Below are 23,650 nucleotides of genomic sequence, written 5' to 3' on the forward strand. Positions count from 1 at the left end.
CTAGTCCTCGTCGAGAAGAAGTTCTGCAACGTGTTCCGGGGAGACATTCGCCTCCTCCAGCACTGCCTTGAAACTCAGCTTGTCGCTTGCCGCCCCAGGCTTGCCGTCCGACTTATACTGGACCCCGCGCGACAGGCTCGGAGGAGCGGAAAGATAGTCCGCAAGTTCCTGGATGCCGACATTCAGCCCGGCGGCGAACTTTTCCAGGAAGGACAACGGCACGCTCCCGAGCGTTATCAATCGATCGCGAAAGGCGTTGATGACGGGGCCAGGAACGCCGAGGCTCTCGCGGAGCGCGGCATAGGCCGAACGATCAAGGCCCGCAAAGGGACTGGTCCGGGACGGGCCGGTAGGGGTGAGGTTGGCAATCCATCGATCGGTGGCCGCGTCGATGGGAGTGTCCTGTTCAACGCTCTGCAACAAGAGCAGTTCATGGGCGAGCGCGACGAAGTCGTGCGTATTCTGCGGATAGCGCTGACAGTAGCGGCCGAGCGAGACGGGATCCTTGCGGAAATCGACGGCGAAGCTTGTCAGCAATGTCTCAGGGGTCGGCTGATCTTTGCTCATTTGTCCTCTCCGAGGCCGAGCGCCTGTCGCAATGCCGCAATAGCCCGCTTGCGGCGATTGTGCACGGTGCGCGGATCGCAGTGCAAGAGGCCGCTGATTGAAGCAATATCGGGATCGCTCGACTGGCTCGGGATATTTGCAAGCGTCATGGTGATGACCTCCTTTTGTTCCTGTGGCAAAGCATCAATCGCCGCCAACAGCCGAGGCCGGAAAATAGGATCTGAAAGAATTGCATCATCCGCATCATTTGCATGCGCGCCGGTCGTCTGGGCCGACGCGACGAGAGCCCCGCTGTCGTCATCGACTTCGATCGGGGTCTCGCGTTCGGCGCGAACGGAGACACGCCTGCGTGCGCTCAGGCGAAGCTTCGCGACCGCCTCGTCGAAATGGACCTCGTAGAAATCGAGACGGTCGCCGCCACTGCGGTCAAGGCTGACGAGAAGGCGAATACGGTCGAGTGCCGCATCGTTGATGTCTTTCGTGGCCGCATCGACCAGAACCTTGCCGTCGACCGTGCGTTCGGCACGCGGCAAGGCGCGGGCGATGCGCCGGAGAAAAAGCACAAACAACCGGTTGAACCTTGCGTCATTATTGTCCGACCGCGTCGCCCGCATCCTGTAGACCAGCGATTCCGAGCGTATATAGCCGGGGTTCGAGCGGTCGGAAATTTCGCAACGCGTAATAAGCTCGTCGAACCCAAGCGTTTCAAGTCCGGCAAGCTCGGTCTCGACCTCGGTCATTCTCGTATATTTGCTGAGCGGCGGAATGGTCCGCGGGTTCATTTTGTCGGCTCCGCGTCAAAATTCGATTCGAATCACATTTCGAGAATCCAACATCTTTAAGTTGATGTCGAGCGGGGCACCGGACCAAAAATGGGCATGGCCTTCTGAAGGCGAGTCTCGTGGTCGATGAGCCGGACTATAACTCGGCCCCATGCTTTCAAAGAAAACGTCTCAAAAGTTCATTTGTCTCCAAGACTGGTCTTCTTAAAGTTGAAAAACACGGCTAGTCTTTTCCGCCAAGGGGGAGACAGCAATGCAGGATTTTGAGAATTATGGTAGTGAAAGCAAAGAAGCCGATAGATCCAACAATCCTGCCGTTGTTGTCGACGTTGCGGCCAGCTTCACCTACGCATCTTACCAAAATGCGATTCCGGTCATCCGCTCGATCCTGATTGAGAATAATACTGATAGGCACATTGAAAACTGCCGCCTCGATCTGACGTCTTCGCCTTCGTTTCTAAGGCCGAAATCATGGATAGTTGATCGCCTGATGCCGGGCGATCGGCTTCCGCTGGTCGATCGAAAAGTCGAATTCGACGCCGCCTATCTCTCCGGCCTAAATGAGGCAGAGCGCGGTGAGATCACGCTACGTCTATCCAGGGGTGGAGAGATTCTGGACGAACGGCGCCTTCCCGTCAGACTGCTTGCGCGAGACGAATGGGGAGGCGTTGCCGATATGGTGCAACTGCTGCCAGCCTTCGTCATGCCGAACGATCCGGGAGTTGCCCAAATCCTGCGAACGGCAGCAGAAAGGCTTGCTGCACACGGTCAGCCGGGAGGATTGGACGGTTACCAGTCACAGAATCCCCAGCGAGCCTACATGCTCGCCGCAGCTATCTATTCAGCCGTTGCCGGGATGGGGCTGCACTACGCAGAGCCGCCGGCAAGTTTTGAAAGTCGCGGCCAGAAGATTCGGCGTCCCAGCACAATTGCCGAGGAGCGGCTGGCGACCTGCCTTGATACTACCCTTCTTTTTGCCGCTGGACTGGAAGCCGCCGGATTGCATCCGGTCGTCTTGATGTTCGATGGGCATGCGGCAGTTGGTGTATGGCTGTCTAAGAGAACCTTCGCCCATGCGATCGAGACAGATCATATGGAGGTCCGAAAGGCCCTTGCATCGCGCGAGTTGATAGTGTTTGAAACGACTGGCGTGACGCATCGTCCCGCCATGACCTTGGAAAGTGCACAGCGGGCCCTGGACAGCCGTCTCGGAGAAGGCGAAGCTCACGCATTCGTCGCGGCGATCGATGTCAGGCGATCGAGAAGCGGCGGGGTCATGCCACTCGCCTCACATGAGCCGATCCGGCGCAATGTCCTCGATGACGAAATGTCACCCGTCGCGGATCTGCGCCTTCCCTCAGCCCTCAGTTTTGGCGAGTTACCGGCTGATATCATTGAGATAAAACCGCCCACCGCCGCCGGCCGTATCGACCGATGGCAGAAGAAGCTGCTCGATCTCACCCTTCGCAACCGGCTCCTCAACTTTCCCGAATCGAAGAAGACGATTCCGTTTCTTTGTACTGACGTTGCCTATCTCGAAGACCGACTCGCGAATGGCGCTGCAGTACGGATCATTTCATTGCCCGAACAGAACCCACTCGGCGAACGGGACGCGGCGCTCTATCGTGACGTGCACGGCCGCGATCTTCAGCGCAATTTTGCTGCCGAAGCTCTGCTGAGAGACGAACTTCCGTCGCCACTGGATACTCAACAGCTCGATGCTCGGTTGATCGACCTGTACAGGCAGGTCCGTAATGATTTTGCCGAGGGCGGAGCAAACACCCTCTTTCTTGCCGTCGGCTTCCTGCGGTGGAAGAAGAAACCGGAGGATGAGCGCAGCTATCGAGCGCCGCTTTTGTTGGTTCCGGTAAAGCTTGAGCGCCGCAGTGCCAGTTCGCGCTTTACGATCCGCTTTCATGAGGATGAGCCGCGCTTCAATGCTACTCTCTTGCAATTCCTGGAGCGGGATTTCGACCTGACGCTTCCCCAGTTCGGCGGCGATCTGCCGCTCGATGACAATGGGGTGGATGTACCACGTCTTCTGGCGATGATGCGGCAGGCGGTCCGTGACGTGCCTGGTATGGAGGTTGTGGACGAGACAGCATTGTCGACCTTCTCCTTCGCGAAATTCCTCATGTGGAAGGATCTCGTGGAACGTACCGAGGCGCTTCGCGAGAACAGAGTGGTCCGCCATCTGATCGATACGCCGGAGGACGCCTTCCAAGAAGGCGGCGGGCAATCGGCGTTCCGGGACGAGCGTGAGCTCGATCTTGCTTACGCGCCAGCGGACATCATTTGCCTTCTTCCGTCAGATTCATCCCAGACAGCGGCAAGCCTGGCGGCCGCTGAGGGCCGAGATTTCGTCATTGTCGGTCCTCCCGGTACGGGCAAGAGCCAGACTATCGCAAACATGATCGCGAACTGCCTCGCGGTGGGAAAAACGGTCCTGTTCGTCGCTGAAAAAACGGCTGCGCTGGACGTTGTCTACCGTCGGTTACGCGCGCACGGCCTCGGAGACCACTGCATCGAATTGCACTCGCACAAAGCTGATCGCCGACATTTCCTTGGACAGCTCAAGGCAGCCTGGGAGCATGGCGGTCGGACAGATGCGTCGGAGTGGGTCGCGATCAACGAGCGACTTCGATTGCGCCGCGACGAGCTCAATGCCTACGTCGAGGCTTTGCACAATCGTTATCCAAACGGATGGACGCCTTATCTGGCATTGGGCGTCGCTCTCAAGGCTGTGGACGCTCCGGCACCAGGCTTGTCATGGTTGGAACGAGACGCTCATGATGCGCAGACGTTACGCGAGCTTGAAGACCTTGCGGGCGAACTCGGTCTGGTCTTCGCATCGGTCGAGCGGCAGCCAGCACTGGACCTTGTTAAGGTTGGCGAATGGACTTCCGCCTGGCAGGATGGGTTGTTAGCGTCCGCACAATCGCTGCAGAATGCGATCGATCTGTTGGCCAGCTCAATCGACGGCTATCTCGCGAGCATGGGCCTGAAGCCGCGGGAACGGTCGTCACAAGCCGAACTCCAAGCATTGGAAAGTCTAGCGCGAGCACTGCAGAAATGCCGAGGTCGCGACATCACGATCGTATTCGATCGGGACTTCGCGCGATGTGCCGAGGCGCTGGAAAGTCTTCGAAATTCTATCGAGGCCTATCGCGAAGCAGAGCGCGGACTCGCAGCATCTTATGGAGCCTCCGCCATTCGAGACCTTGATCCGGACGTGCTGGATCGCCAATGGCGAGAGGCGAACGCTTCGTTTTGGCCAAACGCGATGCTTGCCAAGCGCAAGATTCAAAAGCTGCTGCAAAGCTATGCCGATAAAGGTACCGCGGAACCGGAGCGGGACCTCCCACTAATGCGCCGCATGAAGGATTGCCTGGCGGCGATCGACCAGAATCTGTTGAACGGAAAACCCTTGCCGGTACACGGCCTGGGTACAGATGTCGGAGTGGTTGCCCAAACTCTGGAACTGGCGCGAGAGTTTCGTGCCACCATGCCGCTTCCGGGACGTGATCAGGAGGAGATACGGTCGGCGGTCCGCATCATCGCGCCATGTCTCCACGCAGTGGTTGAAAACGATGGCGTCCGGCAAGCGGGAGACAGGCTTCTTGCCGCAGTCGAAGGCTTTAAGGAAGCGCGACAGCGCTTCAGCACGATTGCGGGGTGGGATCGCTCTGTTGAGAAAGACGTGGTCGACCTTGCGACGCTTAGGGAGAAGCTTGATGCTCTCATCGGTGCACGACATCTGCTTCGCGATTGGTCCGCCTGGTGCCGGATCAGAAGCCGCGCAATGCACGCGAACCTGTCCTCTCTGGTCGAACAGATTGAGAATGGGGTGATCCGGCTCGATGAAGCGCGAGCTGCGTTTCGCCTCGGTTACGCGAGGTGGTGGCTTCCGAAGGTTCTGGACGCAGACCATGTTCTGCGAAGTTTCCGCCGTTTCCAGCACGAAAACGCAATCCGTGAATTTCGTGAAATCGATGATCTCGTTCGATCACACGCTACCTCACGTGTCGTCAGTGTGATTGCCCACGGATTGCCGCCCGTTCAGAGCGTTCCACGGAATTCGGAACTCGGCCTCTTGCGCTACCAGATGGAGTTGCAACGGCCGAGCCAGTCGATACGAGACATGATCGGCAAGATGCCGCAGAACTTTTCAAAGCTTGCGCCCTGCATGCTCATGTCGCCGCTCTCCATTGCTCAGTATCTCCCGCCAAACCAGGCGTTGTTTGACGTTGTGATCTTCGATGAGGCGTCGCAGATAACAACCTGGGACGCTGTTGGCGCCATCGCGCGGGCTCGCCAGACTATTATTGTCGGGGATCCGAAGCAGTTGCCGCCGACGAACTTCTTCGGGCGCAACGAGGAAGAGGAGGAAGTCGCCGATCATGAGAAGGATCTGGAGAGCATTCTTGACGAGGCGAAGGCCGCTGGTATTCCGGTCCGCGATTTACGATGGCACTACCGCAGTCGAAGCGAGTCTCTGATCGCTTTCTCAAACCATCACTACTACCAGAACCGTCTGGTAACGTTTCCGTCGCCTGCCGTTGAAGACCGCGCGGTACATCTGCGCAAGGTACCTAACGGCATTTACGACCGTGGGAAGAGCAGAACCAACCGGATCGAAGCAGAGGCAGTCGCAAAAGAAGCCGTTTCCCGAATGAAGGCGTGGCTGAAATTGTCTGAAAAAGATCGCCCGACGCTTGGGATAATCACCTTCAACGCGCAGCAGCAGTCGCTGATCCTCGATCTCCTCGATTCCGCGCGCCGAGCCGATCCGGAGCTCGAGTGGTTCTTTGTCGAGGAACGGGTCGAGCCCACGATCGTCAAGAACCTGGAGAACGTGCAGGGCGACGAGCGAGACGTCATCCTGTTTTCGATCACGTTCTGGAAGGACGCCGCTGGCAAGCTCACGATGGATTTCGGCGCGCTCAACCGGGACGGTGGCGAGCGCCGCCTCAATGTTGCTGTCACACGTGCGCGGCAGGAACTCATCGTCTTCTCCGGTTTCACGGCTGACCAGATCGACCCGACCCGCACAAAGGCACTCGCCGTACAACATCTGAAGACATTCCTCGACTATGCCGACCGTGGCGCGATCGCCCTGCCGGCCCAGGATATCGGTTCTGTCGGCGGTTTCGACTCCCCCTTCGAGGAGGCCGTCGCTGCGCAATTGGAGCGCCACGGCTGGCGGGTCGTGCCGCAGGTTGGGATTTCCGGATTTCGGATCGATTTCGGTATCCGCCATCCCGATTTGGCTGGTAGCTATCTGGCGGGCGTGGAGTGCGATGGCGCCACCTACCACGGATCGGCCACCGCCAGAGACCGCGACAAGGTCCGTGAACAGGTGTTGAGAGGTCTTGGCTGGAACATATTGCGAGTCTGGTCGACCGATTGGTGGTTCGATGCGGCAGGCTGCGCCGAGCGACTCCATGCCAGCCTCGAAGCCCTCCTGGAGGAGAGCAGGGCGCGCCGTGCTACGGAAACGGAGGACACCGCGACCCGTTGGAACATGGGGCACGAGGTGGAGGGGATTGACGAAATTCATGACGACGAAGCTGCCCCTCCTGTCGAGCAGGCTATTTTGCCTCCAGCGATCGTCGAGACCGAACTCGTCTCTGCGGAGACGCCGCCCTCTTCAAGCATGTTGGGATCGGTGGGAACACAACCACCTGCCGCTTCGGTCGGCGACGAAGCATCGGATGGACAGCGATATCGTGTCACCGATCTGTCCAGCTTCCGAGCTGATCCCGATCAGTTCTTCGAATTCGGCTATAGAGATACCCTGCGAGGTATGATCGAAGCGGTCATCGAAACCGAAAGCCCGGTACGCACAGACATACTAGCCCAGCGCATTTCGCGGGCGCACGGCTGGTTGCGTACCGGTGGACGAATCCGAGAGAGGATCGACCTTCATCTTCGCGGTCTCCAAACGACCAAGGAATCGAGCGGCGAGTTCGTCTGGAAGGTGGGAACCGTTTCCGAAATTGTTGCATACCGGAAGCCAGCCAGCGAGGATGCGCGCAGATCGATTGCCGATATCCCGCTTGCGGAACTTGCTTTTGTAGTACTCGATAATCCCGACTTACTAGACCAATTAGATCCGGCCCGAGATCTGGCTCGGCTGCTTGGTGTCGAGCGCCTTGCCGCTGTTTCCCGCTCACGGCTTGACGAAGCGATTGCGAGAGCGCAGCAGCATATTTCAACCACCCATTCATTCGAGTAGCCATGTTCCGATTTATCCATTCAAGCGACCTCCATCTTGGCAAGCGCTTCGGCAATTTCTCGGGCGACTTGCCCAGTCGATTGCGCGAGGCAAGACACGCAGTCATCGCGCGGCTCGCTCAGCACGCCCGCGAACAAGGCGCCACCACTATCCTGCTCGCGGGCGACACATTCGACACCGAAACGCCTGCGCCGGATGTGCGAAGACAGGCTCTCACGGAGATGCAGAACCACGCCCCGATCCGATGGGTAATTCTGCCCGGCAACCACGATTCGCTACAGGCAACGCAGCTTTGGACGACGCTGATTGCAGAAGTGCCGGAAAATGTCGTGCTCGCGGTCGAGCCTCGGCCGGTCGAATTGGCGAGGGACGTTTTTCTATTGCCTGCCCCTTGCACCACACGCCGTCCTGGCCGGGATTTGACTGAATGGATGGATGGCGAAGCAACGCCAGAGGGGACGCTTCGCGTCGGGCTTGCCCATGGCGCAATTCAGAGTTTCTCCGAGGAGGCAATCGCCTCGGATGTTATTGCGGTGGACCGGGCACGGCGAGCCGGACTTGACTATCTTGCGCTTGGCGATTGGCACGGCGCGGTCGAGATCGATCAGCGAACCCATTACAGCGGTACCCCTGAACCCGACCGTTTCAAACACCAACGTCCAGGCACCGCGTTGCTTGTTAGCATTGCCGGCCCCTCCGCCCAGCCCGAGGTAACGCCGCTACCGATGGAGAGCTTTACATGGCGCAGGCTGGATCTTCACCTTCTCGAAGGCGACGAACCCGTCTCGGCCTTAGAAGCGCTCCTGCCGGATTCCAGGCATCGAAGGATGACCCTCGCCCGCGTGGCGGCGACAGGTCGCAGTCGTCTGGCGGCACGAGCAGCGTTGGCGGGTGCGGCCGAGAGACTTTTGCCGGATTTCGCATTCCTCGAGTTGGATGACATGGGTATTGTCACGGAGTACGAGGTCGAAGACCTTGACCACATAGATCGCGGAGGCGCACTTCGCGAGGCCGCGAATGCGTTGCGTGCCGAGGGGGACGACGAGAGTCGCGCATCGTCTGAACGTGAGATCGCACGGGCGGCGCTGGTGCGCCTTTATTCTTACGCACAGGCGATCACACCATGAAGATCTCGGCACTACGCTTGTTCAATGTGAAGCGGTTTGCCGGTCGTGGTGTTGCCATTGACGGTATTGGCGATGGCGTGAACGTCCTTTGCGCTGCCAACGAGTTTGGCAAGTCGACCAGCTTTGAAGCGCTGCACGCACTCTTTTTCCAACCACATTCTGGTACTCCCGCCGATGTTCAGAGATTGCGGCCCTACAGTGGTGGCAATCCACTGCTCGAAGCCGACTGTTGGTTTCCACGCGGAACTGAGCCGGTTTTTCCACCGAGAAGTGAGCCACCTCTGAGTATGGTTTTCTGATCAGGGTTTGGTCAAGGGATTGGTTTTTTCTCCTTTCCTCTGTGCTGCGGCAGCCGAGCTGGCTTTGAATCGGAAGCTGTCGTTGCCGGTTTCCAGGATATGACAACGATGGGTCAGGCGGTCGAGCAGAGCGGTCGTCATCTTGGCGTCCCCAAAGACGGTGGCCCACTCGCTGAAGCTGAGGTTGGTGGTAATGATGACGCTGGTGCGTTCATAAAGCTTGCTCAGCAGATGGAAGAGCAGCGCTCCGCCTGAGGCACTGAACGGAAGGTATCCGAGTTCATCGAGGATCAGCAGATCGAGGCGAACCAGCGTCTCAGCGATCTGGCCCGCCTTGCCTTTGGCCTTCTCCTGCTCGAGCGCATTGACCAATTCTATGGTCGAGAAGAAGCGAACTTTTCGGCGATGATGCTCAATCGCCTGGACTGCGAGGGCGGTCGCGACATGTGTTTTTCCTGTGCCCGGTCCGCCGACAAGCACAATATTATGCGCTCCGTCCATGAACTCGCATCGGTGCAACTGGCGCACCGTCGCTTCGTTGATCTCGCTGGCGGCGAAGTCGAACCCGGAGATGTCCTTGTAGGCTGGGAAGCGAGCAGCCTTCATGTGATAGGCGATGGAACGGACCTCGCGCTCGGCCATCTCGGCCTTCAGCAACTGGGACAGGATCGGCACGGCCGCATCGAAAGCCGGGGCTCCTTGCTCGATCAGGTCAGTGACAGCCTGGGCCATGCCATACATCTTCAGGCTACGCAGCATGATGACGACTGCGGCGCTGGCAGGATCATGACGCATGGCGACCTCCGATCCGGACGCGCAGACCATCGTAGCGCTCGACATTGGCCTTGGGTTCGTGAAGCAAGGTCAACGCGTGTGGCGTATCGATATCGGGGCCATCGGTCGTCTTGCCGTCGATCAGCCGATGCAGCAGGTTCAGCACATGCGTCTTCGTCGCTACGCCCGCATCCAGAGCCAGTTCCACAGCCCTGACGACGACCTGTTCGTCGTGATGAAGAACGAGAGCAAGGATATCGACCATCTCACGATCACCGCCAGGGCGGCGAAGCATCTGGTCCTGCAGCCGTCGAAAGGCCAACGGCAATTCCAGGAAGGGCGCACCATTGCGCAGGGCACCAGGTTTGCGTTGGATGACCGCAAGGTAATGCCGCCAGTCGTAAATCGTTCGCGGCGGTTTGTCGTGACTCCTCTCAATAACCCGCGCATGCTCGCATAGGATATTGCCCTCGGCCGCAACGACCAGCCGCTCCGGATAAATCCGCAGGCTGACGGGCCGGTTAGCAAACGACGCGGGCACGCTGTAGCGGTTCCGCTCGAAGGTAATCAGGCAAGTCGGCGAGACGCGCTTGCTCTGTTCGACAAAGCCATCGAAAGCGGCAGGTAATGCCATCAGAGCAGCCTGCTCGGCGACCCAGATGTCCGCAATCGTGCCGGGCAAAGTGCCGTGCTGGGTCTCGCGCCACAGGTCTTGGCAATGCTGTTCCAGCCATGCGTTCAACGCCAATAAATCCGGGAAGTCCGGCATCTGTTGCCACAGCCGCGGTCGGGCATCCTGGACGTTTTTCTCGACCTGACCCTTCTCCCAACCCGCGGCGGGATTGCAGAACTCAGGCGCAAAGACGTAGTGGTTCGTCATTGCCAGGAAACGGATATTGACCTGTCGCTCCTTGCCGCGGCCAACACGGTCGACTGCAGTCTTCATGTTATCGTAGATGCCGCGACTAGGCACACCGCCGAACACGCGGAAGCCGTGCCAATGAGCGTCAAAGAGCATCTCGTGGGTTTGCAGCAGGTAGGCCCTGATCAGAAAAGCTCGGCTGTGCGATAGCTTGATGTGGGCGACCTGAAGCTTCGTGCGTTCGCCGCCGATCACGGCATAGTCCTCACTCCAATCAAATTGGAATGCCTCGCCAGCGCGGAAAGACAGCGGAACGAATATGCCGCGGCCCGATATCTGCTGCTCAATCCGCCACTCACGGGCGAAGGCGGCGACCCGGCCGTAGGACCCGGTAAAGCCCAGAGCCATCAGATCGGCATGAAGTTGCTTCAGCGTTCGGCGCTGCTTGCGTGACCTCCCGGCCTCGGTCTTCAGCCAGCCAGCGAGTTTGTCGGCGAACGGATCAAGCTTGCTTGGTCGTTCCGGTACCGTGAACTTCGGCTCGATCGTGCCGGCGCTCAAATACTTCGCGATCGTATTGCGCGACAATCCGGTTCGTCGGCTGATCTCGCGGATCGACTGCTTCTCCCGAAGCGCCATCCGACGGATGATATTTAAAAGTCCCATGTGGATCACTCCGTTGCCCCCGTCGCTCACCGCGTTGGGGGAAGGTTCACATGGCTCAATTCTCAATGGAAATTATGCGCCTAACCGGCTCAGTTCTGCGTGGAAACCAACAGCTCATACTGAGCGTACGCATCCAGCATCATTTGCGTATACTCGCTCGTGCTGGAGGTTAGCTCGCCCAATCTCGGCCAGGCGAAGGGTATCGCGGAGCACATCGATTCGAGTTCAACCTCGATTCCCAGTTGTGCCGCTACAATAAAGGCCTGAACGGGCCGCTTGTCGTGCGGCCACAAATCCTCCTCAAGTGCGATCCAGACGTCATTTTCGTCTTCGACACTGATCTCAGCCTGAAGTGCGCCTAGCTTTTCGCTGATGTTGGTGGCGTCATCAAGCAAGGCGCATCGGATGAGAAGAGTGATCTTCTCTTCATTCAGGTCGAGTTTGGGTCTGTCATCGACAACCCGGAAATCGGGCTTGTCACTGTCCACCGCCCCGTCCGTTCTTACCGACGGAAGAGACTCACCACCATCATCACACCAGAACGCCGTGTCAAAGATGTCGAGAGGAGATGCCCCACACCCCGGGCAATGCCAGAGGTTTTGAGCGATCTGAGTACCGATAATTTTTCTACCGCAATGCAAGCAGAACCACATGTCTGACTCGCCGCCCCAAAGTGGGTGGCGAACCACCCCGTCGAGGTCAGGCTTTGTGGAGCGTCGGGGCCAGTCGGTGGAGATTTCTCCACGAACCTGGACAGCCCGATCTCTCGCCAGATCAAGTGCTTTTTGAAGGAATTCCGGGTCAAACACCGGGCATCGCTCATCATTTTCGATAGATGTCTGGATGATCGGTGCCGCGCCAGGGTTCTCAGGCACCTTTATACTCCATCCGGCTCCCGCCATAACGACGTCGTGGAAAATCACCTGAAGACGGTATGCATGATCTCCAATCATGCCATGTTCGGCCTGTTCGAGGTTTGCGAACCGCCGGGTCATTGCTTCGGGATGTCCGGTCTGAAAATCTTCCGTCGGAAGAGCATGTGCCACGAAGGCTTCTATGCTCGCCATCTGTTTGGAACTGGGTATCCAATCATTCTTGCTGGCGGAAGCGAGTTTGGTCCAGTTGGCGAATCCCAGTTTCCCCGCAACCAAGTCAAGAGCTTGGTGTAGCGTGATTCTCTTGGCCCGCGCGTATCGTTTAGCAAGAAGCTTGAGGCTAAGTTTTGTTGCTTTGGTCATATCGATATCCTGAAATGATCCGACCATGTGCCCGCTAATGGCCAGACCATGCCTGTTGGCACGGATTGACACTTCAGGAATGAAACGCTGACATAGCTTTGCGTGGCGGGCACACCGGCCCGCGTGTAGGGCCATGTTTTGTATGCCAAGCATGGCGATGTCGGTCAAGCCGACCCGTATTTTCCCACAGCGATTTCGCATGGCACGCGCGCGCTAACGGTGTGGCAAACCGGACCTCGATACCGCATGGCTTCAGCGAGGGCCGAAAACGCCGGCCAAGGCGGTGAGGTCGCGATTAGGCGTCAACTGGCGGGCAGGTCGCAGATTCACATCCCGTCAAGAACTGCCGCTGCCTCATCGGCGTTTCGCTCGCGCCGCCAGATGCAATGAAACGAACAGGTTGAGCGGTGCGACTTTGCGAAATCATTACCCCGGTGAATGGCACAAAATTTCATGCCGGCCTCGCTTTGCGCAACTCAAATTGCCCTTGCAACGTAAGCAAGAAAATGTGCAAGTATAAGTCGTCTGCTTTGTCTCGGAATCACTATAGAAATGCTTCAAGAAGAAAATCAAAATGCTCACGTGGGGAGTGAACAGCTCGCTATCGCTCTGGATGCTATCGACAGGCGATTTAATATGCTCCGTCGCCCACGGCGCTCGCTCGTAGTCGGTACGCGATCAATTGGGGCTCTTGACGCGTACTTGCGGGGTGTCAGCGGAAATCTAACAAGCGAAAGGATCACGATCCGCAACGTCGTCCGATTCGGTATCGCCCTGCAAAATGATGAGCCTGATGATGTGATCATCGGCATACTGTCGCGCTTCTCTGTCCTGAGTTTTTATCCCGAAATTGTGGCTTTCTGTTGTGGTACCGAGGCTGCGGCAACATTGGGCCTCAAGATCGAGTCTGAAATCGATCTTCATGCGGTAGCTCCGCCACATCTGCCATTGAATGAGACCATGCGCATACGGAACATGATCGCTCAACGTCTGTCGAGCATGGGTATTTCGTTGCCTGTCGACATCGAAGATCTACGTACCCTCAATTTCCGCGTGGCCAAAGTCAGAGGAAAAAAGCCATTCGATTTCGAGGAGCTCAGCAACTTCCTCGGCGCGGTCCAACAGAGCGTTTGGCCGTATTTCTTCGCTGACGCCTTTCGCTTATTGCGAGCAATGTTCAAGCACGACCTCAGCCTGTCGCTCGCGTCACTCGATGAGACTCATCGGGTCTGTCACGCTTGCGGACTGGAAATTTTCTTCTCGCAGATGCTGATGGTACGCGCCCTATCCGGCCATGCCGCCGAACAAGCCTATCTAATTCAGAACCAAGCGCGCTACGGTGACGCGCGCCTGCCTCGAAAGCTGATCGTCTGGGTTCGTCAGACCCTTTCTGGCCGAAGAGCGACGATCGCCATTGAGGATGTGCAATCCTATTCCCAGCCCCTGGCAAGACTCATCGGAGCGATAGTCTACGTGCTTGCCTCTGATGAGGAACACGCTTTTCTAAAAAGGCTTGCGGCAGCCTATGAGGTAGATGAGGCACTGCCCGACTTCTTGAACTGGCAGTCGCTAGGGCCTCTCCTGGACAAGACCGCTGGCATCAACCTGCCGCATCTCGTGTTCATGTCAACATTGGCTTCATCCGATCGCGTTGTCGCACGCTATCCCTTCCTCTTTCATAGCTATTGGGTCGGTGGAGCGACGGCGGACCTAGAAAGCTATGCGATGTTTGTTCGGGGACGCTCGAAAGAGTCGGGCCTCGGTGATTTCCTGACTAGCCTTGCCACCCTGCCACCGAAGGCGAGGGCAAAGACGTTCAAACACCTCTTTTCTCCCACAGTCATCGAGCGGCTAGCGAGCCTCCTGACGACCCCGATCACAAAGCGTCTGGGCCTGTCAGAAGGTGCAGACGAATTTAAGTCTCTCCATGCCCAACTTGCGATCTTGGATTTTGTCGAGACACATCGCGTTCTTAGTCCTGAGTTCGTCCATCAACGTCGCGAAGATATCCGCAAGTTCATGCGGTTCCTAAAATATTCGACCCATAAGAGTGGCGGCATGATACGCATTGATCCGCTCGACGTCGAGAACGAGCTGCTGCGGTTCCTTGCGACCAGCGGCGACGAATATCTAGGCATTTACTACGGCGTTAACGAAAGCGCAGATGTTATTCTTGAAATTGTATCGCAACAGTTAGCACAGCTCGTCACCCGATACATCTGCTTCAACTCACGCGTTGCATTCGATTATGTGCTCAGCAACCGCTTGAGGCATGGTTGGTTGGAGCGGCGGTTGGAAAGGGCCGTGCTCGATGCTAAAAGCAGCGTGCGCTCGTCGATCCTCGATTGGGCAAATCTGCTCGATCAAGTAGACGCGGTGGTCAAACGGTTCAATTCGATAGAACTGACACTGTCAGAAAGTAGCCGATACTTCGAGGCGATCGCTAAAACAACTGCAGATTGGTTTCGTCGCGAGCTACCGAATGGTCGCGAAGCCCTCCGCGGTAATGCAATTTCGCGGCTGTCAACAGATCTGATCGCTCACCTTCATACGATGCTTGAGCACGCTCGTCAGCGTTGGAAATTTGATTATAAAGAAGATGTGCTGGTCCTCTGTAACGACAGCGCGCGCGAAGTGGACGAAAAAGATCGGCCGGTCGTCCAAGACCATCTGCTTGCAAATTTCGACGCGGCGTTTACTGAGACGGAGCGCTGGATCCGTGTCAACTCCCGTGAACTCAACCATCAATCCGACGTTCAGCTAAGATCGCTCATCGAATTCGAGGCGCGTACCATCGCGGTCAATGATCCCCCCGAAAACGGGATCACCTTCGAAGTTTATGATGGTGACGCTCACGGCCGACGCCGGCATGGTTTCGACGTGTTGATCCCCGCTAAATATGTCGGGGTCCTAACGACACTGGCCGATATTGCCATACAAAACGCGATCGACAAAAGTGGTTTGCGGCACAGCACTCTCATTAATATCATCGTATCTTTCAGCTCTGCACGGGTTCAGCTGAGCTTCACGAACACTTTTCGGAAATCCGAGCTCTCGCGTATCAAGCGCAACATTGCCCATGCGCAACAGATTTTGACCAAAGCCAATCTGATGAACAGCGGCGAGTTGCTCGCCAGCCGACGGATCGAAGGTGGAGGAGGGCTCATCAAGGTGATTTACGAATGCCGCGAGACTTTTGAAAAAGGATTCAATATCGAGGTCAGCGAAGATCTGCTGTCGGATGGATGGTTTTGCGTCAAGGCGGATTTACCGATCGTTGCGGCCAAGCTGGTGCCGCCCGATGCCGTTCCGGAGCGATCGTCATGAAGATACTCGTGGTGGAGGACAACGACCTCAAATATCGGCGCCTGCTGGAGGTATTGACTTCATGCGGTTTTGCTAGCGAGAATGTCACTCGATCTAAGAATCAGCGATCGGCGCTAATCAATCTGCGGCTGCACCATGATTTGGTGCTGCTCGACATGACGTTCGAGGTCCTGGAAAACAAGAGCCAAACTGCAACGCTGCAAGCGCTTGCGGGGCTTCAGGTCATGCAGTACATGCGGCGCACTGGGCTGCAAACTCCCACGATCGTCGTTACCCAACATTCCAGTTTTCAGCAGCCAGGGACCCCTGTCATCCCGGATATCGAGACGTTGGACACCGTCCTGAAAACCAACTTTCCTGGACTATATCGCGGTTACGTTTTCATGACGGAAACGAACAACTGGCGGGAAGTCCTCATCAGTCATTTGAGGCCCCTAAATGGATAAGCTTAGCATTCTCATTGTTGAGGATCAGAACAGTAAATACGAGGACGTTTGCAAGAAACTCGTCGAGCGCTTTCGCCAGGAAAGTCTCCCAGAGCCGGCCATCTGTCGCGCGGCGAGCCATACCGGCGCGGTGCTGGCACTCGGTGAGAACAAGCATTTTGATATTATCGTTCTTGATCTGAAAATACCATTCGTCGACAACGACAATATGCCCAGTTTCGAAGCCTCGAAAGCGTTCCTTCACTACCTTCGCAGCAATCCGACAGCCCAACCTTTCCGGGTTCTGGCCTTAACGTCCTTCGAGGAGAGCGAGCTTCCGGATCTGCAGGCAACCGACGCGACGGTCACGGTGCAGCAGTATAAGGCGATGGACGACAGTTGGCTCGACCGCCTTATTGAGGAACTGCGATATATCTCGAAGGCGAAGACGGCCTTGATGCGGTACTATAACTCAACGTACGATCTTGATGTGTTGATCGTTGTGGCTCGCTACGAAAACGAATTCGCGCCAATTAACGAGGCCATTGAGTGGCTTGCCCCGCCGACCAGTGATGCGCGGCTCGGCAAACGGATGAATGTGTTTGGCAAAGTCAGCTACGGCGCGACAACTCGGAGGGTTGGCCTCATCTGTATTCAAGAGACGGGGCTTTCAACGAGTGCCGCCCTCGTTGGTAACGTGATTGCTTTCTTAAGGCCCAAAACGCTGCTGATGCTCGGAATGTGCTGCGGTCTCAACGACTTGAGCTCGCCACGCAAATCGATGCTCGGCGACGTCATAGTGGCTGACGAGACGGCCTGTTGGGACGAAGGGAAATACTCCGAGGAGTTGGTTCGCGATGACCCTTTCTATAATCGGTCCGTCGTTCGCACGCCCGAACATAGCTTTAGAAACCATCTTAAAGCATACTTTGAAACGAACGCATTGGCGCTCGATAGTGCGCTCTTGTCGGCGAGCAAGCCCTTCAAAAAAACGGCTGCAAAGTGTGACGAACCGGTCGCCGCCAATCCGACCGTCTACTGCGGTCTGATGTTGTCCGGATCGAGTGTCGTCGATAGCGTCCGTCAGATTGCAACAATCCGCAGCCGGTTCCCGTCAGCAATTGGCTTGGAGATGGAAGCCCACTCGATCTATGCGGCGGTCGATGCGACAGTTGGCCCTAAACCGGGTGCTGTCGTCATCAAAGGCGTTGCCGATCATGGACAAGGTAAGAAGAACAAGCAGGCGCAAAAGTGGGCCTCGACCTTGTCATACGTGGTCGCCCGCGAATATTTGGTTTGGGACGACTGCCAATCGAGCTAAGAGGGCGGTTTGTGTTCCTCTCCAACAGTCTCGCCAAACGTGATCAAAGACGGATTACGTCGTGCACCGAAAAATCACGTAACGGGTGTTCCGCTCCCGCGTTGCCCTGACTGCCCAAATCTGTGATTGGCTTCCATGGACGAGCGACGGGAGTTTCTCCATTAAGAGTACATTGGCGGTTCTAACAACCAAGAAATCTGGACGTGAGGTCACGGGCACCGACGGGACGAGGTCAAAGGCAGAGATCGTTTCCAAGAGCCTTCGGCCGACGTGATGGTGAATGAGGTCGCACAGCGGCATGGCGTGAAGCCGAACCAACTGTCGACTTGGCGAACGATGGCGCGGCAGGGCAGGTTGATCCTGCCTGCACCCGAGGATGCGGTGGAGTTCGCCTCGGTCGATCCGCCCGCTTCGGAGTCGCCAATCAAGAAAGCCAGCGGTCCCGAGATTTGTTGGCTCTGTCACGATCCGTACGGAACAAGGCGCGTCTGCTGCCCGGATCGCCAGGGCGGTGCGAACAGGCCGCTGATGTTCAAAGGTCAATAGTGCGGCGACTAACAGTTCCAGCTTTTCGAAGTCTGCAACGGGTTATACCGCTCGAAACACCGACTGCGGCAGCTTCGATGACCAGCCAAGGTGCTGTCGACAGCACCTTCCTTTCGCGATAGTGCATGCCCCCCGCTCCGGATTTCCCGCTGAGATCTGTACGATGCGCGGAAAGTCATCCAAAAGAATGAGGTCTCGCATGCGTCAGACTTCTTCCCGACGCTCGGTTCCTGACCCCGAGGGACCGATATTTGTTCTAGCGGCTGAGTGTTTAGTTCCCACATCGCCGGCACCGCCAGAGCTTTCGAGACTAGAGCTTGTTGCCATGCTGTTCACGGTCTGGGCCAAGAGGATCGCATAATGGATCGTCGGGAACACCAATTCACCGGACACGCCGATGGGCGGTACTGTGAAGGGAACTACGCCGGCAAGCGCGCCTCGGCATAATGGTCGGCGGCCTCTTCCAGCACCTCTTCTGCCCACTGGTTCAGACTCTTTCCCGAAAGCTCAGCAGCAAGAGCTGCTCGGCGATGGACTTCGGGAGCGACACGAAACATCATCTTCCCAGAATAGGGTCGCTGAGGCTCTTTGCCGATTTTCCTGCAGGTCTCGAGGTAGTCATCGACTGCCTCATGGAAGGCTTTCTTGAGTTCAGTGACACTGTCACCGTGAAAGCCGATTACATCGGAGATACCTGCAATCCTGCCGAAAAACACATCGTCCTCAGCGTCGAATTCGATGCGAGCGTGATATCCGTTATAGGTCATGATGTTCATGGCGTTACTCCAATCTGCATCAGGAACTCGCGAGCATCGCGCACCTGATAACGCTTTGCTTCCTTGTCCGGATGAGGTCGATGGAAGCTCGCAATGATCTCGTCTTTTTCAAACTTAACGCGGGAACCGTTCCCCTCAATGACGTCGGCTCCGGCAGCCACAAGCAGATTCTCTATAGCGGCCCATTCAATGGTTCCCGAGACCGGGTCCGTGAAGACCGCCGCGAGAGTCTTTCTCTGCTTGCTGTTCATGCTAGCAAATATAGAGACGCTTGCTGATTATGCAAGCACAAACTCAACAGCCTCTTGAATTCATCCCAAAGGTCGTACCGGGGGGCGTGGTGGGGCAATAATCGCGGGTCGGCAGTTCGTATCCCTTCAAGGCGTCCATTGGGCACCCTCGCCCAACTCATTTCTATGGCTGCGGGATCTGCGACGAATGTCTGGCACCATGACTGCCGGCGGCAAAACACCTCCACCGATTCTGGCGACGTTCGAAGACGCGCTTGCGAAAAGCTCGGAGGAGGGGAAACGGACCTGGCTCTATGCGAGGAGCTTAGCGGAACCGATATCGTCAGCTTCAACCCCGGCACGGGAACACTGCGTCTCGACCACAATGCCGAAAAACGCACAGAATTTCATATTGCATTGCAACATGCGCATGGCTGCACTGCGATCTGAGCGCTGGCGGTCGGGGCAGCCTCTGGTATTTTCAGATCATCGAAGCGATGCACCTCCTCCCGCAAAGCTTCGTGTTTCAGGCGACCCATTCCTCCTCCCAAGGGGCGCCTGACGGAATAGCGGCACTCCTCCTCCCAGCCGTTGTTCAATTCTTTCGAAAAGCCTGCCGCACCTCCTCCCGCGGCAGGCTTTTTTCGTTTTCCGATACAATCAAGCTCTGAGTTCCGGCGTTAAAGCAAACCGCCCTGTTCCACCGGCTCTCCGGATGTCGAGACGATCGTGGATCCATACGGCTCGCGTGAGGAAATAATTAGCGCGTCGTCCGGTAGAGGCCGTGCGAGATTCTTGGCCTCATCCCAAGGCGCCCGCATCCAGGTGTCGGTCTCTTCCTTCGTCAGCAGCAGGACCGGCATGGCCTTCTCATGGATCGGCTCCACCAGTCTGTTGGGATCCGTGGTCAAAAACCCATAAAGGTCGTCGGTTGTCAGGCCATCCCTGACTTTTCGGACACTCTGCCATTGCGGCACATGGATGCCAGCGAAAAACATCAGCGACTTTTGCTCATCGCGGGCGAACCAGGCATTTGGCACCTTACCACCTTCCGCTTGGCTGGCCGGATCCGGTTCCGCGAAACTGGTGACCGGGACGAGACATCTATTTTCGACGCCGAACCATCGCTTCCTATGCGGAAAATTGAGCTTGCGCACATTGGTCGTGCCGCGGTCGGCCTCTATGCGGATCAGCTCTTCGAAATCGAATGGCTTGCCCTTGGCCGCAAGTCCGTGGCTTTGGCCGTCTTCTCGAGCGCGAAGCGCGGGGAGGGCAGTCCCCAGCGCGCATGGACCAGTTGTTTCTTCCCGTCCGCGGTATTGCGGACGATCGGCCCCATCTGATCGATTTCTCCCAATCCTTGGCGAGACGGCGGCAGCGTCCAAGCCAGGCGAAAGTCCTTTCCACCACCCATCTCTTGGGCAGGACGACGAAGCCCTTGGCGTGATCCGAACGCTTGACGATTTCGATCGTCCAGTCACCATGGCCGCACATTGCTCGCCTCAACTTGGCTCCGGCGTAGCCACCATCGGCGAAGATGTGGCGCAGCCACGGAAAACGGCGGCGGATCGCCTTGAGGACATGGGGTGCGCCGTCGCGATCCTGTATGTCGGCAGCATGGATGAACACGAAGATCAGAAATCCAAGCGTATAGGTGACAATCTGACGCTTGCGGCCCTTAATCTTCTTGCCTGCATCATAGCCGGATATTCCGCCGCTTTCCGTGGTCTTGACGCTTTGGCTGTCGATAATCCCTGCCGTCGGTTGCGCCTCCCGTCCCTCGATTTCCCGCGCCGCCATCACCAGAAGCTGGTTGATGCTCTGCCACAGTCCGATCGCGCGCCAAGCATAAAAATAACCGCGCACTGTCGAAACCGGCGGAAAATCGCCCGGCAGCATGCGCCATTGGCAGCCGCTCGAGGCGATATAGAGGATCGCCTCCACGACCGGGCGCATATTCGTCGTCCGACGCCGCCCGCCACGACGCGCTGGCGGGATCAGCGGTTTGATCAACGCCCATCCCCGGTCCTCCAAATCACTTGGAAAACGAAGCACGTCTCGGTTATGCCCACGGCGAGCGATAGCAGTCCAGCTCATCGAAACCCCATTTGATTTAGCACCAATAGGGAATCACAACTGCCTGTTTCGCTCAACTTCTTTTAAATCGGGCTCTAAGGCGTGAATTCACAAACGTTCAGGCCAAAGTGAAATGACGCACAATGCATCGGGTCAGTAAAGCAATCGAGCGCGTATCGTTCCCGGAATCTGGCGAACTTCATCAAGGATGTCATCCGCTCTCTGGCCAATGCTCTCGGCCTCAATCACCACATAACCCATCTCGCCGAAGGTCTGCAGGAATTCGCCGACGATATTCAGTCCGCGGGACGAAAAAATCATATTCAAACTGTTCAAGATCCCAGGGCGATTTTCATGAACATGGATGAAACGTGTGCCGTTCGGTCGCGGAGGCAGTTGAACCTGGGGAAAATTGACCGCGCCCAGCGTCGAACCGACGTCCGAATATTCGACGAGCTTCCTTGAGACTTCCCCTCCGATGCGCTCCTGGGCTTCTTCGGTTGAGCCGCCAATAAGTGGCGTCAGAATTACATTGTCCAAACCCTGTAGCGGCGTCTCGAAAAGTTCTTCATTGGATGCCGGCTCTTTCGGGAACACGTCCACAGCGGCGCCTGCGAGATGCCCTTCTTTCAAAACCGTCGCAAGCGCCTCAAGATCGACCACGGTCCCGCGGGAATTGTTGATAAAAACGGCTCCCTTCTTCATTCGGCGCAGTTCCGCTTCAGTGATCATGTTTCGCGTTGAACCGGTCTCTGGAACGTGCATCGTCACATAATCTGAGATTTCGAGCAGTGCCCCGAGCGTTTCCATCGATTCTGTATTGCCGTGCCGAAGCTTGTCCGAGGGATCGAAATAGCGCACGTTCATGCCCATACTTTCCGCAAGAACGCCAAGCTGCGAGCCGATATTGCCATAGCCAACGATTCCCAGCGTTTTACCGCGCACCTCACGACTGCCGACGGCAGATTTTTCCCATCCGCGTTCATGAGCCGAGGCCGAACGCGGGAAGATCCGCCTGGTCAGCATGATGATCTCACCGATCACAAGCTCGGCCACCGAGCGCGTATTTGAATAGGGTGCGTTGAACACGGGTATCCCACGTCGGCGGGCCGCATCCAGATCGACCTGATTTGTCCCCACAGAAAAACAGCCGACGGCCATGAGCTTCTTAGCCGATCTGAAAACTTCCTCTGTCAGATGTGTGCGTGAGCGAATTCCCACAATGTGCTTCGGCTATATGACTTTTGAGATCCTTGTCATCCAGAGCCTTCGGCAGATGCGTGAGATTGACGTAGCCGGATGACGAAAAATAGTCCACCGCGCTCTGACTGATGCCTTCAAGCAGAAGTACGGAAATCCGGTCGCGCGGAAGCGAAAGAGGTCGGGACATTGGATTGCTCTCGATTTTGAATCATTAATATACCGACAATGTGACTGAATCCTGTTGCCCTGTCTGTGAGCTTTTGTGGCCTCATCTAAAAAACCCGTATTCGGAGATCATCGCTCAGGGCCTGTCCCATCATCCACCTCTCCGCTGTGGATGTTGAATCAGCTTCGACCGGCCCCGTCACCTCACAATCGATTCATCAATCGCAGGACATGCTCTAGCAAATGATGTAGATCTTTGGGCAATGCGGAACTGTCCGCTGGCGAGCCATATGTTCAACCCCCGAAGTCGGTTATGATGTGCAATTGTCCGTGGATCTGACATAGACAAAGCGCCGTAGATCTGGCCGTCGCCGCTATTGTGATGTCCCTCGGCTCCTCGTTCTCAATACGTGAGTTCCGGCACAAGCAACTGAAGGGGTGGCGACAAACAACTTTCGCTGTTGCTGAGGATCAGGATACGATACCGCCAGCTGCGACCAATGCTTCCATTGTGTCGACATCGTGCAATGCTGAGGGACCGATATCGACTTCTACGACCGGCAGATTGGAGCCTCGGATAATATTTCGTGCTCCAAGGTCGCCCTTAAGATTGGCGACCTCGCCCAGGAGAGACCTGGGAAGGATCACTGGATTCCCGCGAACGCTCCCGCAGGTCGCGACAATAATCGGTCGACAACGATGAGCAAAGAAAGCCTCAATAAGCGAGTTTATGTCAGCTGTTGAAACCCACGGCATGTCGGCCAGCATGACCAGCGTTCCTTGCGCCGATCGCACGTATGTCGCCACCTACGGACTTGGTGTCACCGGCGAGTTCGTCGCTCTGATTAATGCAACGTCTAGGTTGGTTGACCTTCCTCCCCAAGAGCGCGAGCGCCAGCGGTGCTGCAGGTCTTCCCAGACGGAGCCCCACCGGCGCCTTGAGGCTAAGGCGTGAGCGTCAGTGCCAGTTGCCGTGGGGTGTTTATGCGGTCACGCCGCACCTGATGACAAGATTATTGTGTGAGTAC

16 protein-coding genes and 2 pseudogenes are annotated in these 23,650 nt (G+C 56.8%); 7 read left to right on the forward strand and 11 right to left on the reverse strand.

Going from position 1 to position 23,650, the window contains the following annotated elements; genetic code table 11:
- Entirely contained in the window at nt 1–567 is a 567-nt protein-coding gene (locus tag AB8B31_RS31820; RefSeq protein WP_096771492.1) for a hypothetical protein, read from the reverse strand.
- On the reverse strand, nt 564–1,349 hold the full coding sequence (locus AB8B31_RS31825) for a response regulator receiver protein (protein WP_096771491.1): 786 nt from the start codon (nt 1,347–1,349) through the stop codon (nt 564–566). The genes AB8B31_RS31820 and AB8B31_RS31825 overlap by 4 nt, the downstream gene beginning before the upstream one ends.
- Nucleotides 1,350–1,602: 253 nt before the next feature.
- Here AB8B31_RS31825 and AB8B31_RS31830 point away from each other — a divergent pair, with 253 nt between their 5' ends.
- From AB8B31_RS31830 to AB8B31_RS31840, 3 genes and pseudogenes are all read left to right on the forward strand, one after another.
- Nucleotides 1,603–7,587 (forward strand): DUF3320 domain-containing protein, encoded by a 5,985-nt coding sequence (locus tag AB8B31_RS31830; RefSeq protein ID WP_239621113.1) that lies wholly within the window; start codon nt 1,603–1,605, stop codon nt 7,585–7,587.
- Nucleotides 7,588–7,589: 2 nt separating this feature from the next.
- On the forward strand, nt 7,590–8,714 hold the full coding sequence (locus AB8B31_RS31835; protein WP_096771489.1) for a metallophosphoesterase family protein: 1,125 nt from the start codon (nt 7,590–7,592) through the stop codon (nt 8,712–8,714).
- A pseudogene (locus AB8B31_RS31840) lies at nt 8,711–8,959 on the forward strand (AAA family ATPase); the annotation flags it as partial. The gene AB8B31_RS31835 and the pseudogene AB8B31_RS31840, both read left to right, overlap by 4 nt.
- 54 nt (nt 8,960–9,013) lie before the next feature.
- On the opposite strand, the gene istB reads toward AB8B31_RS31840, so the two are convergent.
- The 3 genes from istB to AB8B31_RS31855 form a co-directional block, all read right to left on the reverse strand.
- Nucleotides 9,014–9,808 (reverse strand): IS21-like element helper ATPase IstB, encoded by a 795-nt coding sequence (gene istB / locus AB8B31_RS31845; protein WP_054186382.1) that lies wholly within the window; start codon nt 9,806–9,808, stop codon nt 9,014–9,016.
- On the reverse strand, nt 9,798–11,315 hold the full coding sequence (istA, locus tag AB8B31_RS31850; RefSeq protein ID WP_128715576.1) for an IS21 family transposase: 1,518 nt from the start codon (nt 11,313–11,315) through the stop codon (nt 9,798–9,800). The genes istB and istA overlap by 11 nt, the downstream gene beginning before the upstream one ends.
- A gap of 89 nt (nt 11,316–11,404) precedes the next feature.
- Entirely contained in the window at nt 11,405–12,721 is a 1,317-nt protein-coding gene (locus tag AB8B31_RS31855; RefSeq protein ID WP_245424587.1) for a hypothetical protein, read from the reverse strand.
- 384 nt (nt 12,722–13,105) lie between these two features.
- On the opposite strand from AB8B31_RS31855, the gene AB8B31_RS31860 reads away from it, so the two are divergent.
- From AB8B31_RS31860 to AB8B31_RS31875, 4 genes are all read left to right on the forward strand, one after another.
- On the forward strand, nt 13,106–15,880 hold the full coding sequence (locus AB8B31_RS31860; RefSeq protein ID WP_096771488.1) for a hypothetical protein: 2,775 nt from the start codon (nt 13,106–13,108) through the stop codon (nt 15,878–15,880).
- The gene (locus AB8B31_RS31865; protein ID WP_096771487.1) at nt 15,877–16,326 is read left to right on the forward strand and encodes a response regulator; all 450 of its coding nucleotides are present in this window, start codon (nt 15,877–15,879) and stop codon (nt 16,324–16,326) included. Before AB8B31_RS31860 ends, AB8B31_RS31865 begins: the two co-directional genes overlap by 4 nt.
- A complete protein-coding gene (locus AB8B31_RS31870) occupies nt 16,319–17,626 on the forward strand; it encodes a hypothetical protein (protein ID WP_096771486.1) in 1,308 nt (435 codons plus the stop codon). The genes AB8B31_RS31865 and AB8B31_RS31870 overlap by 8 nt, the downstream gene beginning before the upstream one ends.
- 273 nt (nt 17,627–17,899) lie before the next feature.
- Nucleotides 17,900–18,172 (forward strand): transposase, encoded by a 273-nt coding sequence (locus AB8B31_RS31875; protein WP_096771485.1) that lies wholly within the window; start codon nt 17,900–17,902, stop codon nt 18,170–18,172.
- 419 nt (nt 18,173–18,591) lie between these two features.
- Here the strand turns inward: AB8B31_RS31875 and AB8B31_RS31880 are convergent, their stop codons facing one another.
- The 6 genes and pseudogenes from AB8B31_RS31880 to AB8B31_RS31905 form a co-directional block, all read right to left on the reverse strand.
- The gene (locus AB8B31_RS31880; RefSeq protein ID WP_096771484.1) at nt 18,592–18,948 is read right to left on the reverse strand and encodes a type II toxin-antitoxin system HicB family antitoxin; all 357 of its coding nucleotides are present in this window, start codon (nt 18,946–18,948) and stop codon (nt 18,592–18,594) included.
- Nucleotides 18,945–19,199, reverse strand: coding sequence for a type II toxin-antitoxin system HicA family toxin (locus AB8B31_RS31885; RefSeq protein ID WP_096771483.1), 255 nt, complete (start codon nt 19,197–19,199; stop codon nt 18,945–18,947). The genes AB8B31_RS31880 and AB8B31_RS31885 overlap by 4 nt, the downstream gene beginning before the upstream one ends.
- Nucleotides 19,200–19,858: 659 nt before the next feature.
- Nucleotides 19,859–20,335, reverse strand: a complete 477-nt coding sequence (locus AB8B31_RS31890) for an SOS response-associated peptidase family protein (protein ID WP_425351024.1) — start codon at nt 20,333–20,335, stop codon at nt 19,859–19,861.
- On the reverse strand, nt 20,310–21,275 hold the full coding sequence (locus tag AB8B31_RS31895) for an IS5 family transposase (protein WP_425351023.1): 966 nt from the start codon (nt 21,273–21,275) through the stop codon (nt 20,310–20,312). Before AB8B31_RS31895 ends, AB8B31_RS31890 begins: the two co-directional genes overlap by 26 nt.
- 132 nt (nt 21,276–21,407) lie before the next feature.
- Nucleotides 21,408–22,644, reverse strand: a pseudogene (gene serA / locus AB8B31_RS31900) (phosphoglycerate dehydrogenase).
- A gap of 449 nt (nt 22,645–23,093) precedes the next feature.
- The gene (locus AB8B31_RS31905; protein WP_345774744.1) at nt 23,094–23,429 is read right to left on the reverse strand and encodes a nucleotidyltransferase family protein; all 336 of its coding nucleotides are present in this window, start codon (nt 23,427–23,429) and stop codon (nt 23,094–23,096) included.
- Nucleotides 23,430–23,650 lie beyond the last annotated feature (221 nt).

This window comes from Rhizobium sp. 62_C5_N11_2, assembly GCF_051811185.1.
GTDB lineage: Bacteria > Pseudomonadota > Alphaproteobacteria > Rhizobiales > Rhizobiaceae > Rhizobium > Rhizobium leguminosarum.

Coding starts and splice junctions, on each gene's coding strand:
- AB8B31_RS31820 (WP_096771492.1), bottom strand. CDS start 567: ATGAGCAAAGATCAGCCGACCCCTGAGACATTGCTGACAAGCTTCGCC.
- AB8B31_RS31825 (WP_096771491.1), bottom strand. CDS start 1,349: ATGAACCCGCGGACCATTCCGCCGCTCAGCAAATATACGAGAATGACC.
- AB8B31_RS31830 (WP_239621113.1), top strand. CDS start 1,603: ATGCAGGATTTTGAGAATTATGGTAGTGAAAGCAAAGAAGCCGATAGA.
- AB8B31_RS31835 (WP_096771489.1), top strand. CDS start 7,590: ATGTTCCGATTTATCCATTCAAGCGACCTCCATCTTGGCAAGCGCTTC.
- istB (WP_054186382.1), bottom strand. CDS start 9,808: ATGCGTCATGATCCTGCCAGCGCCGCAGTCGTCATCATGCTGCGTAGC.
- istA (WP_128715576.1), bottom strand. CDS start 11,315: ATGGGACTTTTAAATATCATCCGTCGGATGGCGCTTCGGGAGAAGCAG.
- AB8B31_RS31860 (WP_096771488.1), top strand. CDS start 13,106: ATGCTTCAAGAAGAAAATCAAAATGCTCACGTGGGGAGTGAACAGCTC.
- AB8B31_RS31865 (WP_096771487.1), top strand. CDS start 15,877: ATGAAGATACTCGTGGTGGAGGACAACGACCTCAAATATCGGCGCCTG.
- AB8B31_RS31870 (WP_096771486.1), top strand. CDS start 16,319: ATGGATAAGCTTAGCATTCTCATTGTTGAGGATCAGAACAGTAAATAC.
- AB8B31_RS31875 (WP_096771485.1), top strand. CDS start 17,900: ATGGTGAATGAGGTCGCACAGCGGCATGGCGTGAAGCCGAACCAACTG.
- AB8B31_RS31880 (WP_096771484.1), bottom strand. CDS start 18,948: ATGAACATCATGACCTATAACGGATATCACGCTCGCATCGAATTCGAC.
- AB8B31_RS31885 (WP_096771483.1), bottom strand. CDS start 19,199: ATGAACAGCAAGCAGAGAAAGACTCTCGCGGCGGTCTTCACGGACCCG.
- AB8B31_RS31895 (WP_425351023.1), bottom strand. CDS start 21,275: ATGAGCTGGACTGCTATCGCTCGCCGTGGGCATAACCGAGACGTGCTT.